The sequence below is a fragment of the Paraburkholderia nemoris genome (assembly GCF_905221015.1).
Taxonomy (GTDB): Bacteria; Pseudomonadota; Gammaproteobacteria; order Burkholderiales; family Burkholderiaceae; genus Paraburkholderia; species Paraburkholderia nemoris.
Genome location: NZ_CAJNBO010000003.1, coordinates 55,934 through 72,377, shown reverse-complemented (window position 1 = coordinate 72,377; position 16,444 = coordinate 55,934). Strand labels below are relative to the sequence as shown.

The following is a 16,444-nucleotide window of genomic DNA, read 5'->3' as shown; positions in this document are numbered from 1 at the left end:
TCTCATCTCCCTTGCGATAGGCGTGCGGGGCACTGAGGCGCTGGGCACGGCGTGTACGTGACGATGCATGGAGTGTCCCTCTGCGTTGTTCGATCCACCGGCATGGCAACTGTCATTTTTAGCAACACATCGCCGGGTGACTGCGCCAACGTGCAACACCCATGTTGTGCCGTGACGGCCGCTTCCCTGCGAAGCCGCGTGCGCTCTTCGTGAGCCATCGTCGCTCGCAGCCGCACGGCGGCGAATGGCACGCGACTTGCCTTGAATGGGTCGCAGGCAGTCTGCGATCACTAGACGATGGCGCCGCCGCATGGCCTCGCGTCGACAATTCAACAGGAGACAAGGATGAAAGCACGTTTAGCTTCGGCGAAGCGGACCACGGCGCTTGCAATGAGCGTGGCCGCGGCCGTCAGTCTGGTATTCGCGTCGGCCGCAGCGGCCGACGACTACCCAGCCGTCACCTATGAGCGTTTGACAGCCGCGCAAAGCGATCCCGGCTGGCTCACCTATTACCGCACCTATAACGGCCAGGCGCATTCACCGCTCAAGCAACTCGACACCACCAACGTCAAGAATCTCAAACAGGTCTGGAGCTACAAGTTTCCGGCGGATCTGCAGCAGGGTTTCGAAGCCACGCCGATCGTCAATGGCCGCTACCTGTACGTGACCACGCCGAAGGACAATGTCTATGCGTTCGATGCTGTCACCGGCAAGCAACTGTGGAAGTTCGAGCCGAAGCTCGGTGCCGAATCGTTCAAGACTGCGTGTTGCGACGTGATCAACCGCGGTGTGGCGTTGTATGGCAAGAACGTCTATGTCGCAATGCTGAGCGGCGACGTTGTCGCGCTGGACGCGCAGACAGGAGCACTTGTCTGGCGCAAGCAGATGTTCGAGCCGGGTCTGGGTTACGCGTTCTCGCTTGCGCCACTCGCGCTCGACGGCGCGCTGGTGGTGGGCAGCGCAGGCGGCGAATACGGCGCACGGGGATTTATCGCGGCCTTGAATCCGAATGACGGCAACGTGCTGTGGAAGCGCTTTACGGTGCCGGCAGCCGGCGAGAAGGGCGGCGATACATGGCCGAACGGCATGCAGGAGCATGGCGGCGCACCGGCCTGGCTGACGGGTACCTATGACGCCGCATCAAAAACGCTTTACTGGGGTGTCGGCAATCCGGGCCCGTGGCTCGCTGATCTGCGGCCGGGCGACAATCTGTACTCCGACTCGCTGCTCGCACTCGATCCGAAAACCGGCAACCTCAAATGGCATTACCAGTACACGAAGCATGACACGTGGGATTACGACGGCGTCAATACACCGGTGCTTGCCACGATCAAGTACGAGAACAAAGAGTACGACGCCATCATTCATGCGGACCGCAATGGCTTTTTCCACGCAATCGACCGTGGCACCGGCAAGCTGATCTACGCAAAACCTTTCGTTACGGCATCGTCGGTGACCGGCTATACGGCAGATGGCGTACCAATCCAGGATGCGTCGAAATATCCTAAGGCCGGCACGACGATCGAAACCTGCCCGAGTTTCCTTGGCGGCAAGAACTGGTGGTCGGTCTCATACGACCCGGACAAACATATCGCTGTCGTGCCGGCTTTGCATGCGTGCATGTCGCTGTCCGGCAAGTCGGTGAACTATATGGAAGGGTTGCCGTATCTCGGCGAAGGGTTCGAAATCAAACCGGAACCGGGCAGCAAGGGTTATGGCGAACTGCAGGCGATCGATGTCAATACCGGCAAGAAAATCTGGAGTCACTGGAGCAAGCTGCCGTGGAATGGCGGCGTAGCGACCACCGCAGGCGGGCTCGCCTTTAGCGGCTCGCTCGACGGCCACCTGTATGCGTTCGATGTGACAACGGGCAAGGTGCTGTGGCAAAGCCCGAAACTCGCGAGCGGGATCGTCGCTCAACCGTCGGTATTCGAGGTCAACGGTCAGGAGTACGTTGCCATTCTCGCCGGTTACGGCGGCGCGAACCCGATCTGGGGTGGGCCGATGGCGAAAGCCGCAGAGAAGGTTCCACGCGGCGGCACGCTGTACGTGTTTGCGCTCAACCACGGCTGATGTTCACGTGGCTGCCGCGACACTTTGGCCGGGCCGACATGGCGCGACCATCTAGCCGCGGCGGCCAGGCCCTTTCCGGAAGCAAGATCATGAAGACTCGACTTAACTGGTTCGCTTTTGCCGGTGTTCTGTTGGCCACTGGCTCTCTCACACCGGGACTCGCCAGTGCGGGTACGGGCGTGCGCGTTTGCACGTTTCCCGGCAGTCCATCGGTCGCACTCGACGAAGCGGTGGCGCGCGAAGCGCTTCGCACGGCGGGGATTGCGCTGTCGCTTGCCCCCGGGGGATTTGACGGCAGTGACGACGACGGCATTTCGCTGAAGGAACTCAATAAGGCGCTCGCGCGTAAATGCGATGTGATCGCTGGCTTTCCGCGTTCGACTGTCGCCGATGGTTCAGGCAGCAAGCTGACCTTCTCGCGCGGCTATCTGCACTCCGGCTACGTCAGCGTGACCACGCGTGAATCGTCCACGCAGTCGGGCGCCGCGGAAGTCGTTGCGGCAACGTATGCGAGCCCAGCGCAATTGATCGCCGTGCAGCAACCCAATGTCAAGCTCGACCTGGAGAACACGGCGGCACTGACGGTCGACGCCGTGGCGAGCGGGCATGCGCAACGCGCGATTGTCTGGTACCCCGCGGTCGTGGCGTATGGGATGACGCACCCCGAGCGGCACTTCCGGATTGCGAGTACTGTCTCGCCGTATGCCGACTGGCAACTGGTGTTCGCGTTCGGGAAGAACGGCGCGGCATTGCAGCCGCGCATCGACGCCGCGCTGGCGAAAATGGCCTCGGACGGCCGGCTGGCAGCCTTGACCCGCAAATGGATGCTCCCCGAGACAGCTCAGGCCACCGGACCATCCGCGGCCACGTTTGCCTATCGTGATGGCCCCGGCCGTAACGATGCGGCGTGGCGCTTGATGTCGGCGGCCGATCACGGCTCGCAGCAGGGACGCTTCATCAAGGTCGATGCGAGCGCGGCAGGCGATGTCCCCGGTTTCGACCGCGCGCAGGTGGCGCACGGCAAAGCGCTGTACTCGAGTGCATGCGCGAAATGCCACGGACCGAACCTGCAAGGATTGAATGCGCCCGCGTTGCGCGGTCCGGCGTTCGCGCCGGCGGCAAATGCGAAGCTGACCATCGGCGGTGTGTACGGGTACATGGCCAACAATATGCCGGCTGACCGTCCCGGCAAGATGAAACCGCAGGAATATGCTGACATCATGGCGTTCCTGCTGAATTCGAACGGCTATAGTGCCGGCGCCACCAAGTTGACGGATGACAATGCCAAGGCGTCGAAGACGCCGCTCAACGCGGGCACGTCGCAATAGTTTCGATCGCTTTAAGGGCCTTTGATTGACGCCCAAAACAAAGCCCGGTGATCCCCGTGAATAACGGGGAATCACCGGGCTTTCTTTCTGGCGGCCGCCGCCTCATTCAGAATCATCCCAAACGCAACGAGTTATCTCTGCTGCGGAAAATCAGCGGCTGGACCTGGTCGTCATGTGCCGGCCGCCGCGCCAGCGTCACCACCCGCTCAATCTGCCCGTGATGCGCCGACTTTGCGCAAACCGGGTCCGCAGCCGCGGCGTCTCCGGTCAGCAGATATGCCTGGCAGCGGCAGCCTCCATGATCGGTTTCGCGCTCGTCGCAGCTCCGGCACGGCTCGCGCATCCAGCCATCACCACGAAACGCATTGAACGCGTGGCTGTGGTACCAGATATCCGCCAACGAAGCGTCCTGCACGTGGGGCAGATCCAGACCCGGCAGCGAGCGTGCCGCATGGCATGGCAGCGCGGTGCCGTCCGGCGCGATACCGAGAAACACGGAACCCCACCCGTTCATGCAGGCCTTGGGCCGTACCTCGAAATAATCAGGGACCACGAACAGGATCTTGCAACGATCGCCGACGCGTTCGCGGTACCGGTTGACTGTCGCCTCGGCCTCCATCAACTGTTCGCTGGTCGGCATCAACTGGTCGCGATTGAGCATCGCCCAACCGTAGTACTGTGTGTTCGCCAGTTCGAGGTAGTCGGCGCCCATCTCGAGCGCCATGTCGATGATCTGCCCGACGTGCGGCAGGTTATAGCGATGCAGCACGCAATTGAGCACCATCGGATAGCCGTATGCCTTGATCAGGCGCGCCACGCGATGTTTCAACTCGAAGGTCTTCGTGCTGGACACGAAATCGTTCAGCTCACGCGTCGAGTCCTGGAAGGAGAGCTGGATATGGTCCAGCCCCGCCTCTTTCAGACGGGCGATGCGTGTCTCGTTGAGCCCGACGCCTGAGGTAATCAAATTCGTATAGAAGCCCAATCCACGCGCATGCTCGACCAGCGTTTCGAGATCGTCACGCACGAGTGGCTCACCGCCGGAGAAGCCAATCTGCGCTGCGCCCATGCGGCGCGCCTGCGTGATCACGTCGCGCCAGGTGTCGGTATCGAGCTCTGCACCGTGACTGGCGAAGTCGACGGGGTTGTAGCAGAACGCGCAGTGCAACGGGCAGCGGTATGTGAGTTCCGCCAGCAACCACAATGGCGGGGAAGGGCGAGTGCCTGGAAAGTCGATCGTCGTATCCATGTCAATCCAGCCAGCCGCGTTGCCGCGCATGGTCGATAAAGCGGTATACATCGGCGGCAAGATTCGACACGCTGAACAGGTCTTCCAGTTCGTCAATGATGTCGTCCAGTTCCCGGGTTCCGTCGCAGCGCGCGAGAATTTCGCCTGCACTCGGATTGAGTTTGACCATGCCTTCCGGATACAACAATACGTAGGCATCTTGCACGTCTTCCCATTGCAGACGAAACATCGCGCGCAGATGCGGGCGCAGGTTGACGTAGTGATCGGGGTGCGGGGCGTTCATACCGGGTACGCCTTTTCGATGGCATCGAGCATCGACCAGAGAATGTCTAGCTTGAAGCGCAGGATGTTGAGGGCACGCTGTTGGGCGTCGGGGGTCTTGAAGTGACTGAGCGTGACCTCGAGACCATGCTCGACATCGCGCTGGGCAAGTGGAATACGGCTGCGGAAGTACTGCAATCCCTGCGCGTCGATCCATGGATACAGGTCGGGCCAGCCGGCCAGACGGTCGCGGTGAATCTGCGGCGCGAACATCTCCGTGAGCGAAGAGCAGACCGCCTCCTGCCACGGCGCCCTACGGGCGAAATTGACATAGGCGTCCACTGCGAAGCGCACGCCGGGCTGCACGTGCTCAAGCGACCACAATGCCTTGCGCTCGATGCCGACCGCGTCGGCGAGATGCGCCCATGCTTCAATACCGCCGGGGTTGTCGCCGTAGCCGTCGTGGTCGTGCAGCCGCTCGATCCAGAGGCGGCGCGTCTGTCGGTCCTCGCAATTGGACAGAATCGCTGCATCTTTCAGGGGGATGTTGATCTGGTAATAGAAGCGGTTGGCAACCCAGCCACGAATCTGCTCAGGCGAACACTGGCCACTATTCATCCGTAGATTGAACGGATGATGAATATGATAGTGCGCGCCGAGCGCGCGCAGACGCGCTTCGAATTCGTCCGGCGACCAGGGGGCGGCGTGGGTAACAGCGGTAGGCAGCGGGGCGTTCATGGCTATACCTGGAATTGCATTCCGTCGCGTGCCACTTCGATACCGCGTGCGCGTATCACGGCATGTTCGGGGGAATACGGGTCGAGAATCGGATTGGTGTTGTTGATGTGAATCAGCACCTTGCGCGTCGCACTGGGCAGCGCGTCCAGCAACTGAACCATCCCTGACAAGCCGCGATGGCCGCACTGTGGCAGATGGCCCATATCGGCCGCGAGGTGGGTCGACAGGCCCAGGTCGATCATCTCGGTCGCGGACCAGAACGTGCCGTCGACCAGAACGAGTTGCGCAGAACGCATCGCGGCGAACACAGGTTCCGGCGCGTGCGCGAGCCCCGGTGCATAGAAAACGCGTGCACCGGTAGCAAGGTTCTCGATCAGCAGTGCGATATTGTCGCCAGGCGCGGCCTGGGCGCGGCGCGGCGAGTAGGGCGGTGCCTTGCTCTCGATCGGTAATGCGGTGAAGCGGATACCTTCCACAGGCGCAATCGTGAAGGGTTGATCGAGCACGATCTCATGACGTTCGACGCCGCAGTAATGGTCGAGCAGCGGAACCAGCGGCAAACCCGTGGAGAGATCGGCGAACACCGGTGCGCAGGCATACAGCGGCAGGGGCGTAGTGCGTTCACGCAGCATCAGCAGACCGGTGACGTGATCGATCTGCGCGTCAATCAGCACGACCGCGGCAATGCCACTGTCACGAATCGAGCGGGCGGGTTGCAGTTCCGGATTCGCGCGCAACTGTGCGAGCAGATCCGGCGAGGCATTGATCAGAATCCAGTCGACGCCGTTCTCGCTCACCGCAATCGAAGATTGGGTGCGCGGCAACACGTCGCCAGTCTGGTAACGGGCCCGGTTACAGTTCATACAGTTGCAGTTCCATTGCGGCAGTCCGCCGCCTGCACCCGAACCTAGAATTTTGATCTTCATGAGCCATGCTCCGGGCGCCGCCGCGCACACTGACATGCTGCGATGGGCGGGCGGCGCTTCATCGTTGCTTCAGCGATTGGCGATGTACATCGTGATTTCAAAACCGAAGCGCAGATCGGTATAGGCGGGGGTGGTCCATTGCATGGTTGTCTCCTGGGATACGACATGTGATTGAGAAACCGCATTGAGGAAGCGGTCATATTGATCAAATGCAAGGTCTATGCCGGGCGTGTCACGTGCTGCGATCGGTACGGCCGACGCACGATTGGCGTTTTGCGTCCTGAACGAAAGCGTCGTTGGACACCGACTCACGTTTTGCTGAGGGAAACTGACTAACTAGTCCGGCGCCTGAAACAGCGCGCTGTTCAGTTCGAGGACACCGCTGTTGCAAATTGGAGCACCTGTGCCGCAGGCGGTCAGACGGCGTCGTCGGCGTTGTCCACACCCTGCGGCGGCAGTTTGCGGTAGATCGTATTGCGCGAGACGCCGAGTGCGCGGGCGGCAGCCGACACGTTGCCGCCATGCTGCGCAACCGCCTTGGCGATGGCGTTGGCGGCGACGTCCTCCAGCCGCCCGCTTGATAGCGGTAAGGTTTCCGTGATGCTCGCAGGCGCGGCGGCAGTGCCGCGGACGTCGTCGAAGAAATCGTCGGGCAAATGCTCGCGCCGGAGCTGACCGTCCGCATCGACCATGGCGGCAGCGGTTCGCAGAAGATTGCTGAGCTGGCGAAAATTGCCGGGCCACGCGCATTGCTCGAACAGCGCCATCACCTCGTCGGCGACGCTCAGTCGCGGCCCATCCGCGCTTTCGGATGATGCGGATTGCAGCATCTTCTGGATCACGGCGGACAGATCCGTGCGCTCGCGCAGCGGCGGCAATTTCACCACCAGTCCGTTCAGGCGATAATACAGGTCCTCACGAAACCGGTTCTGCACGATCATGTCGCGCAGGTCGCGGTGAGTTGCGCAAATGATGGCGATATCGACCGGTATCGACTTCGAGGAACCCAGCGGATTGATGAGGCGCTCCTGCAGCACGCGCAGCAAGCGCACTTGCAGCGGATAGGGCATGTCGCCGATTTCGTCGAGAAATAGCGTGCCGCCGTTGGCCTGAAGCAATTTGCCGACGGCGCCTTTGCGCCGCGCACCGGTGAAGGCGCCTTCTTCATAGCCGAACAACTCGGATTCGATCAGCGTTTCCGGTATCGACGCGCAGTTAACCGCAACGAAGGCCCCCGAGCGGCGCGGCGAGTCGTTGTGGATCGCCTGGGCCAGCAGTTCCTTGCCGGTACCGGTCTCACCGGTGATCAGGATCGGGATGTCCTTGCCGATTACCTTGCGGACTTTGGCGATGACCGCCGCGATCTGCGGGTCCCCGGTGTCCAGATAGCTGAGTCTCGAAAGCACGCTCGCGGCGGGGGGAGGGGACGCCATGCGTTGTGAGGGTCGTGACTCGCGATGCTCCTCCGGCGGCCAGGCATCATTGGTGCGCGTAGCACGCCGGAATTCGACGTGGGCGCATACCACTGCGCCGTTGCTCAGGTTCAGCGACAGATGCTGGTCCCGGCTGACGCGCAGACGGTCGATCAGTTGCGCGCTGGTGAGGCCGAATAGCGAGGACAGGGTATGCGCGCGCAAGCTGGTGAGCGGCAATCCCAGTTGAAATTGCGCACTACGATTGGCCGACAGGAAACGGCCATCGCAGGTAAACGCGACGATGCCTTCCATCAAGGTGCCGAGAAATTCGGGCCGGCCGTGAAAGGCAATTTGCAGTGTCTCGCGAAAGGTATTGGTAAACAGATGATTCTCAATCATCTGGACGGACATCTTTGCCAGCGCCAGGGTGTGCTGGTGATAGCTGCGGTGGTCGCCGGTGACGTCGAGCACGCCGATCAGATCGCCGTACGGATCCAGGATCGGCACGCTGGAACAGGTGAGAAAGCGATTGGCAGCCAGATAGTGCTGTTCGCCATGCACGACTGTCGGACAGCGCTCGGCGAGCGCTGTGCCGATTGCGTTGGTGCCTTGCCGGTCTTCCGCCCAGTTCGCGCCCGGACGCAGCGCGACTTTCTCGGCGCGCCGGAGAAAATCGTCGTCGCCGATCGAGTGAAGAATCAGCCCTTCGGCGTCGGTCAGCACAATCATGCTCTGCGTGTTGACGATCTGCTCGTGCAGCGTTTCCATCACGGGCGTGGCATGCGCACACAGGACGCGGCTTTGCTCGAGTTTCAAGGTGAGTTCGGCCGCCGGCAGCACGTCGTAATCCGGCCGCATCGCGGCGCTCAAGCCGAACGTTTCGGAGCGCTCGTGGGATTTCTGAATCGACGGCGTGAGCCAGCCGGCCTCACGAGTCGCCATTGGCGTTACGGCGTGACCGACATCATCGCGCATTGTCTCCTCCTGCTGGTCAGCCCCGGTCGCTTCGCCGGGGTCGTGCGGGTACAACTGTGGGTACAGCAATAAGCAAATCCTGCGCCATGTCGGCGGTAATCGCGCGCCGACAGAGTCTCATCGCCTTTGTTTCGCCGTGACGGGACGCTCGGATCGAGCCGGTTAGCCGCAGCCGCGCTGGCGATGCGCGATTACGCATATTCATCCTGATACGCGTAAGCGGCTTGATTTGAATCAATGCTGGTGAAATACGCATCCGCGAAGCGTCGGGTTCGCGATCAGGTACACAAGCGACAGCGCGTACGCCATTGATACAAATCAATCCGGGCGCGAGGGGAAACGCAGATGATGAATTTGTGACCATCTTCAGCCTGGGTGGTGCGCGTCTTCGTGTCGTTCCCGGCAGCGCAGTTGATTCGCCATGAGGAGCGAATTCGTAATCGACTAACCGGAGAGGGTGGTCATGTACAAAAATATCCTGGTGGCACTGGATGGCAGCAACGCGTCGAAAGGTGCGCTAAAGGAAGCTATCCGCATGGCGAAGCTGGTCGACGGCACGATGACGATGGTGTACGTGCTCGACCGTTTCGCGATGTTTGCCTATTCAGCCAATTACGACCAGTTTGCGATGGTCGAGGCACTACGAGCTGAAGGCGACCGAATCCTGGCGAATGCGCTTAAAGACGCGACGGAGGGCGACGTGGCGTGCAAGGTCACTATCGCCGAGACGGACAACATCAGCGAAGACGTCGCCAGCTGCTTGCTGCGTTACGTACAGGGGCACGACGTGGACCTTGTCGTGATGGGTACCCACGGACGTCGCGGAATACAACGCATGAAGCTAGGTAGCGTCGCTGAGCGATTCCTTCGATTCTCGAACTGCCCGGTGCTGCTGGTCCGTGATACGGTCGTTGCAACTTGAGCGACCAGGAGTTGCCGCCGCGCAGGCGCGTCAGTTCTGACGGAGTGTGCGCATTAAGGATTTCGTAAGTCGGTAAGCGACGTGTGTGCATGAGGCGACAGTCTCGCCGCTGCGAAGAACAACAGTAGACACCCCACGGGATACTATGCGGATATTCGCTCACGAGGCACGCATTTCCCACGAGGACTCCTTCATGCGCTTTCCGTCAAGACGTGCTTTCGCATCCGTCATTTTGCTCATCGCTACGCAGGCTGTTTTTGCTCAAACTCCGAAAACCGTCTTCCTTGAGGACCTGACCTGGACCGAACTGCGCGACCAGATTCAGACAGGCAAGACCACCATTATCATCCCCATCGGCGGAACCGAGCAAAGCGGCCCCGACGTCGCACTCGGCAAACACAATGCACGCGTCAAGGTGCTGTCGCAGCGGATTGCCGAAGGCCTCGGCAACGCGATCGTCGCGCCGGTCATCGCCTACGTGCCGGAGGGCGGCTACGCTCCGCCGACCTCGCACATGCGTTTTCCGGGCACGATCACCGTGCCGGACGACGTGTTCGAAAAGACGCTCGAATCCGCCGCGAACAGCTTCAAGGTTCACGGCTTCACCAACGTCGTCTTTCTCGGCGACCACGGCGGCTACCAGAACGATGTCAGGCATGTCGTAGCCCAGCTCAACAAGAGCTGGGCCGGCTCGAGCGCGCGCGCATTCGTGCCGCCGGCGTACTACGGCACGAGCTCGGACGGCTACGCGCAGATCCTGCGGCAGCACGGCGTGAGCGATGCCGAGATCGGCACGCATGCGGGACTCGCGGATACCTCGCTGCTGCTGGCGGTAGCACCGCAAATGGTGCGGCTCGATCATCTGCGAACCGGTCCGAAACTGGGACCGGCCGACGGCGTCTATGGCGGCGACCCGCGGCACTCGAGCGTCGAACTCGGTCAACTGGGCATTGACGCGATTGTGTCGCGGACCATCGATGCCATCAAGAAAGAGACCGCAAGCCGCTGAGGTATCCGAGAGACTCCCGACGTCGTCTCCGATCACTCAATCACTCGATAACGGAATTCGCCATGCAATTGTGTGCTCCCCGCTTTTCGCGCGTTGCAACGGCCGTCGCCGTCGCGCTGGCCGGTTTCTGTGCCGCCGGCACTGCCTCGGCTGCATCAGTCACCACGGTGGCCGGCATGCCGCCTGTGGTGCACCCCGATAACCTGTACAGCGAAGCGGGCGCCGGGCATATGAGCGCCGCGGTCGCCGGCGCGCTACCGCGCGTCTATGTGCCGAACCTGCGTTCGAACGACGTCTACGTGATCGATTCGGCCACGCTGAAGGTGGTCGACAGGTTTCACGTCGGATTCAGTCCACAGCACGTCGTCCCTGCATGGGATCTGCAGACGCTGTGGGTGGCCAACAACGCCGAAGGCCGCCCCGACGGCAGCCTGACCCCGATCGATCCGAAGACCGGCCATCCCGGCAAGGCGATCATGGTCGACGATCCGTACAACATGTACTTCACACCGGACGGCAAAGAGGCGATCGTGGTGGCCGAAGCACACGCGCGACTGGACTTTCGCGATGCGCACACGATGGCGCTGAAATCGAGTCTTGAAGCGCCCCAGTGCAAAGGCATCAATCACGCCGATTTCTCGATCGACGGCAAGTACGCGCTCTTTACCTGCGAGTTCGGCGGCAAGCTGGCCAAGATCGATCTCGTCAACCGCAAGGTCGTGGACTACCTCGAACTCGATCGGAAGGGCATGCCGCAGGACATCCGCATCGCGCCAGACGGCAAGGTGTTCTATGTCGCCGACATGATGGCCGACGGTGTCTACGTGATCGACGGCGACAGCTTCACGAAGCTTGGCTTCATCAAGACCGGCGTTGGTACGCACGGCCTGTACCCGAGCCGCGACGGCACCCGGCTCTATGTGTCCAACCGTGGCTCCAATCGCGTGCACGGGCCGAAACATGGCAAGGGCAGCGTCTCGGTGATCGACTTCGCAACGCGCAAGGTCGTCGCGAACTGGCCGATTCCGGGCGGCGGCAGTCCCGACATGGGTAATGTCAGCGCGGATGGCACGATGCTGTGGCTGTCCGGTCGCTTCGATGACGTTGTCTACGCGATCGATACGACGACCGGCTCGGTCAAATCCATTCCGGTTGGCGCGGAACCGCACGGGCTTACCGTCTGGCCGCAACCGGGGCGTTATTCACTTGGGCACACCGGAAATATGCGTTGACCAGTAACTGGCAATCGGGCCGCGCCCCCTATCGATCAATGCGGCGCGACGTAGCGGCATTGCGAAAAAATATGCTATCGGCGCTGCGCGAGCATATCGTCGACGACCGGAACAGCGGCGAGAGTAAGCAGCACGATAGCAAGGGGAATGGTCGCCATAAACCCCAAGTGCTTGAAGCCTATGGCGCCTGCCAGGCCGCCCGAGAGGAACGACAATAATAGTGATCCGAGAAGTCGCAGTTTCTGGCGATCTGCACGGACTGCGCCACCGGTTGTTGCTCCGACGTCTCCAAGGTTCCAGTAAAAAAACTTGCCGAGTTCGATGCCGATATCGGTCACGAGACCGGTGACGTGCGTCGTGCGGATCTCCGCCTTTGAGATCTTTGTGATCATCGCGTTCTGCAGACCCATCACATAGCACAGAAGACAAACGGTCACCGGCACGAAGAGCAGGCGATGGGTCTCGAGATTCGTGCCGATCAGGCCAAAGCAGAGGAGCAGCGTAGCCTCGAGCATCAACGGCATCGCATAGAGGCTGTGCATTTGCCGGCGACGCCCCCAGTTGATCAGAATTGCAGAGGTGGCGGCCCCGAAAAGGAACGACAACAGCGAACTCAATCCCGCAACGACTGCATTGATTTCGCCGAGCGTGAGGTTGTCAGCGAGTGACGACACAATGCCGGACATGTGAGAGGTGTACTGTCCCACCGCGAGGAATCCGCCGGCGTTGGCCGCACCGGCGACGAAGGCTAGCGATCGTCCGAGGCGGAGATTCGCCGCGTCGCTGCGCTCAGGTTTCGTGAATCCTCGAAGATAGTTGATTGGCATGCCAATTTTTATCCGTGTGAGCGGCGGCACGCCGGCCGCCGCTTGTTTCAGGCCCCGCGCAGTCCCTCGGTGACCGTCACGGTCACATCGATTTCCTGAGCGACGGTTCCCACCGGCAGCACCGTGCGTCCGTGTGCCTCGTTAATGATTTCCGCCGCGGACAGATAGAACGCCAGCAGCGCCGTCACCAGGCCGAGGTAACCTCCGGCATGGCGCAGCCATTCAAGGCCGGTCCATTCGCTCGCCGCAAGCACGAAGAAAGTCACCCACAACGATAGAAACACCAGTTGCAACGCGCGCGGCGCACGCCATGTGGCGACCCACATATAAAGCGTGAACACGCCCCACAGGAACAGATACCACCCGATGAACGCCGCAGGCACAGTACCGTGCAGGAACAGCACGAAGAGGGCGAACGACCACCAGAACGCACCATAGCTCAGAAAGGCCGTCGCGCCAAATGTATTGCCGCGCGGTATTTCCATGAGTCCGGCTAGCATCTGCGCTGTGCCGCCGTAAGCGAAAGCGACGGCGAGCACCATACCCATCGCAGTGCCGCTGAACCAGCCGGCATTAATCATACTGAGCAGCCAGGTCGTCAGGGCAAAACCGGCCAGGCCGAGTGCAGCCGGATTAGGGGCTTTGATATTCATGATGAATTCCTCATTCAGAAAGAGGTAGAGGTCGATTGCGCGGCCGTCCTTAAGACAAGCGCCGCGCATCGGCCACAACAGGATCAAGCGTCTGAACGCCGGAGCGCCGGAGAGGCGCACCGCCGGACCGCCGGACCGCCGGACCGTTCAGATCGAATCGGCGAACTGTGAAATCACGGCGGGGTTTTCGACGGTCGACGTGTCTTGTGTAATCGATTCGCCTTTCGCGACTGAGCGCAACAAGCGGCGCACGACCTTGCCGGAGCGCGTCTTGGGCATGGCGTCGCCGAACCGGATGTCCTTCGGTTTCGCGATCGGACCGATTTCCTTGGCGACCCAGGCGCGCAATTCGTCCGCTATGCGCTTAGCCTCAGCACCGGTTGGCCGCGCCGTTTTCAGAACGACGAAGGCGACGATGGCCTCACCGAACGTTTCATCCGGACGCCCGACGACTGCCGCTTCGGCGACGAGCGGATTGGCCGCCAGCGCCGATTCGATTTCCATCGTGCCCATCCGGTGTCCGGACACGTTCAGGACGTCATCGATACGACCTGTGATCGTGAAGTAGCCCGTGTCCCGGTCACGAATCGCGCCGTCGCCGGCGAGGTACAGCTTGCCGCCGAGTTCCTCGGGGTAGTAACCGTTGCGAAAGCGCTCAGGATTGCCCCAGATCGTGCGGATCATCGAAGGCCACGGCTTGCGGATGACGAGCACGCCGCCTTGACCGTTGGCCACTTCATGGCCGGTTTCGTCGACGATCGCCGCGTCGATGCCCGGCATCGGCAGCGTGCACGATCCCGGCATGAGCGGGGTGGCGCCCGGCAGCGGCGAGATCATGTGGCCGCCCGTTTCCGTTTGCCAGAACGTGTCGAGCACCGGACAGCGGCCGCCGCCGACATGTTCGGCATACCAGTTCCATGCGCTGGGGTTGATCGGTTCGCCGACCGTGCCGAGAATGCGCAGGCTGCTCAGGTCGAAACTGCCTGGATGCACGGCGGCGTTGGCGTCGGCGCTTTTGATGAGAGACCGGATGGCGGTCGGCGCCGTGTAGAAGATGCTGACCTTGTGGCGCTGGATCATGTCCCAGAAGCGGCCCGCATTCGGATAGGTGGGGACGCCCTCGAAGATCACCTGGGTCGCCCCTACTGCGGTAGGGCCATAGCAGATGTACGTGTGACCGGTGATCCAGCCGATGTCGGCGGTACACCAGAAGACATCGGCCGGCTTGATGTCGAAGGTCCATTTCATCGTTACGGCGGCCCACAGCAGATAGCCGCCGGTGCTGTGCTGCACGCCTTTGGGCGCGCCGGTCGACCCGGACGTGTACAGCACGAACAGCGGGTGTTCCGCACTGACCCATTCCGGTTCGCAGGTATCGGGTTGGTCCTGTTCGAGTTCATGCAGCCATGCGTCGCGTCCTGCGATCCAGGGAATCCGGCCGCCGGTACGGCGATAGATGACGACCGTTTTAACGGCTTCGGTGCCGCCCATCGCAAGGGCTTCGTCGACGATAGTCTTGAGCGGCAGGGTCTTGCCGCCGCGCACCTGTTCGTCGGCGGTAATCACGGCCACCGCGCCGACATCGACCATCCGTTCATGCAGCGATTTCGCGGAGAAGCCGCCGAACACGACGGAGTGCGGCGCGCCGATGCGCGCACACGCCAGCATGGCGGCGACGCCTTCCACCGACATCGGCATGTAGATCACTACCCGGTCGCCTTTCTTCACGCCGCGCGCGTGCAACGCGTTGGCGAGTCTGCACACACGGTGATAGAGCGCCTGATACGTGATGTGCGTGACTTTGCCGTCGTCTGCCTCGAACACGATAGCCGTTTTGTCGGCAAGACCGTTGGTGAGGTTGCGATCGAGGCAGTTATATGAAGCGTTCAGCTCACCGTCTTCAAACCACTGATAGAAGGGCGCGTTCGTATCGTTCAGCACTTTCGTGAACGGTCGGCGCCACTCGAGATGCTCTCTCGCAAGACGCGCCCAGAACGCGGGATAGTCGCGTTCGGCCTCGGCCACGAGCGCATGGTAAGCCGCCATGCCGTCGATGGTTGCGTGCCTGAGCGCTGGGATCTGCGGCGCCGTGGAGTTGGGTTGATTAAGTTCGACGGTAGACATGCATAGTCTCCTCATAGGGGTTATGGCGGCGACCACGCATCGACAGCGTGGTCACTTGAGATGGCTCTTGATGGCCATGATGCGTACACCGATGCGTCTGGGGGGCTGGCGCGAGAACGGCGACGGCTGCCAGGCAGATACGACGGAACGGGGGCCGGTGATGATTCAGCGTGGGTGTGTGTAAGGACTATGACGGTCTGGCCGACGATGCACTTGATTCACATCAAGAGGTGAGCTGCACCGAGTGCTGGTCGCCTTTCTGCTGATGGATGAACCATCAACGTTGCAAGGCGCTTGCATCACCTGCACGTGATGCGGAGCTTCCAGACCTTGATGCAAATCAATCGCAATACTTCGATTGGGTCGATGATGAATGTGTCATTGACGGCTCGCGAACTGCCACGTCGATTTGAAACGACGCGCATTGAGCCGAGAGGGAGGAATCATGGTCCGGACAGAATCCAGAATCATCTTTGCGACCGTTGCCGTCTTTATCGCGTTAGCAGGCCTCGCGGGATTAATCCGTGGGCTGTTGTTCGATAGCACGGACTTCATTCGTTTCGGCGCGGCCGGGCTTGTTGCCGGCGTTGCCTGTTTCGTCCTGCTGCTTAACCCTTCAGCGGGCGACGATTCCTAGCACGCCGCCGGGAGGTGTGCGGATGCGATGGCGCCGTATGTGGCGCTGGGAGGAGGTTGGGATGGCGCGCGATGA

The 16,444-nt window shown here is 61.4% G+C and carries 15 protein-coding genes; 6 read left to right on the top strand and 9 right to left on the bottom strand.

The features are described from left to right. The first annotated feature begins 345 nt into the window (after positions 1-345). Both KHO33_RS05105 and KHO33_RS05100 read left to right on the top strand, forming a co-directional pair. Positions 346-2,073: a methanol/ethanol family PQQ-dependent dehydrogenase gene (locus KHO33_RS05105; protein ID WP_200564564.1), complete on the top strand. Its 1,728-nt coding sequence runs from the start codon at positions 346-348 to the stop codon at positions 2,071-2,073. An 89-nt stretch (positions 2,074-2,162) separates the two neighbouring features. Then, complete coding sequence (locus KHO33_RS05100; protein WP_200564565.1) at positions 2,163-3,401, top strand: c-type cytochrome; 1,239 nt, start codon at positions 2,163-2,165, stop codon at positions 3,399-3,401. 112 nt (positions 3,402-3,513) lie between these two features. Here the strand turns inward: KHO33_RS05100 and pqqE are convergent, their stop codons facing one another. From pqqE to KHO33_RS05070, 6 genes are all read right to left on the bottom strand, one after another. After that, the gene (gene pqqE / locus KHO33_RS05095) at positions 3,514-4,650 is read right to left on the bottom strand and encodes a pyrroloquinoline quinone biosynthesis protein PqqE (RefSeq protein WP_054037621.1); all 1,137 of its coding nucleotides are present in this window, start codon (positions 4,648-4,650) and stop codon (positions 3,514-3,516) included. A 1-nt stretch (position 4,651) separates the two neighbouring features. Next, the gene (pqqD, locus tag KHO33_RS05090; protein ID WP_054037495.1) at positions 4,652-4,933 is read right to left on the bottom strand and encodes a pyrroloquinoline quinone biosynthesis peptide chaperone PqqD; all 282 of its coding nucleotides are present in this window, start codon (positions 4,931-4,933) and stop codon (positions 4,652-4,654) included. Next, positions 4,930-5,649 (bottom strand): pyrroloquinoline-quinone synthase PqqC, encoded by a 720-nt coding sequence (gene pqqC, locus KHO33_RS05085; protein ID WP_054037492.1) that lies wholly within the window; start codon positions 5,647-5,649, stop codon positions 4,930-4,932. Before pqqC ends, pqqD begins: the two co-directional genes overlap by 4 nt. Positions 5,650-5,651: 2 nt before the next feature. Beyond that, on the bottom strand, positions 5,652-6,575 hold the full coding sequence (gene pqqB, locus KHO33_RS05080; protein WP_054037619.1) for a pyrroloquinoline quinone biosynthesis protein PqqB: 924 nt from the start codon (positions 6,573-6,575) through the stop codon (positions 5,652-5,654). 69 nt (positions 6,576-6,644) lie between these two features. Further along, on the bottom strand, positions 6,645-6,719 hold the full coding sequence (pqqA, locus tag KHO33_RS05075) for a pyrroloquinoline quinone precursor peptide PqqA (RefSeq protein ID WP_006410019.1): 75 nt from the start codon (positions 6,717-6,719) through the stop codon (positions 6,645-6,647). Positions 6,720-6,991: 272 nt separating this feature from the next. After that, a complete protein-coding gene (locus KHO33_RS05070) occupies positions 6,992-8,965 on the bottom strand; it encodes a sigma-54-dependent Fis family transcriptional regulator (RefSeq protein ID WP_200564566.1) in 1,974 nt (657 codons plus the stop codon). A gap of 463 nt (positions 8,966-9,428) precedes the next feature. On the opposite strand from KHO33_RS05070, the gene KHO33_RS05065 reads away from it, so the two are divergent. The 3 genes from KHO33_RS05065 (at position 9,429) to KHO33_RS05055 (ending at position 12,128) form a co-directional block, all read left to right on the top strand. Next, entirely contained in the window at positions 9,429-9,887 is a 459-nt protein-coding gene (locus KHO33_RS05065; protein WP_054037490.1) for a universal stress protein, read from the top strand. 193 nt (positions 9,888-10,080) lie between these two features. Further along, complete coding sequence (locus tag KHO33_RS05060; RefSeq protein ID WP_200564567.1) at positions 10,081-10,896, top strand: creatininase family protein; 816 nt, start codon at positions 10,081-10,083, stop codon at positions 10,894-10,896. Positions 10,897-10,958: 62 nt separating this feature from the next. Beyond that, positions 10,959-12,128 carry a YncE family protein gene (locus tag KHO33_RS05055; RefSeq protein ID WP_200564568.1) on the top strand — a complete coding sequence of 390 codons (1,170 nt, stop codon included), beginning with the start codon at positions 10,959-10,961 and terminating at the stop codon, positions 12,126-12,128. 74 nt (positions 12,129-12,202) lie between these two features. Here KHO33_RS05055 and KHO33_RS05050 read toward each other — a convergent pair whose 3' ends face one another. The 3 genes from KHO33_RS05050 to acs all read right to left on the bottom strand — a co-directional run bounded on the left by KHO33_RS05050 (position 12,203) and on the right by acs (position 15,732). Continuing rightward, entirely contained in the window at positions 12,203-12,955 is a 753-nt protein-coding gene (locus tag KHO33_RS05050) for a YoaK family protein (RefSeq protein WP_054037486.1), read from the bottom strand. Positions 12,956-13,002: 47 nt separating this feature from the next. Further along, positions 13,003-13,608 (bottom strand): acetate uptake transporter, encoded by a 606-nt coding sequence (locus KHO33_RS05045; RefSeq protein ID WP_054037617.1) that lies wholly within the window; start codon positions 13,606-13,608, stop codon positions 13,003-13,005. A gap of 147 nt (positions 13,609-13,755) precedes the next feature. Next, entirely contained in the window at positions 13,756-15,732 is a 1,977-nt protein-coding gene (gene acs / locus KHO33_RS05040; protein ID WP_054037484.1) for an acetate--CoA ligase, read from the bottom strand. A gap of 445 nt (positions 15,733-16,177) precedes the next feature. On the opposite strand from acs, the gene KHO33_RS05035 reads away from it, so the two are divergent. After that, positions 16,178-16,369 (top strand): DUF2964 family protein, encoded by a 192-nt coding sequence (locus KHO33_RS05035; protein WP_054037481.1) that lies wholly within the window; start codon positions 16,178-16,180, stop codon positions 16,367-16,369. The last annotated feature ends 75 nt before the right edge of the window (positions 16,370-16,444 follow it).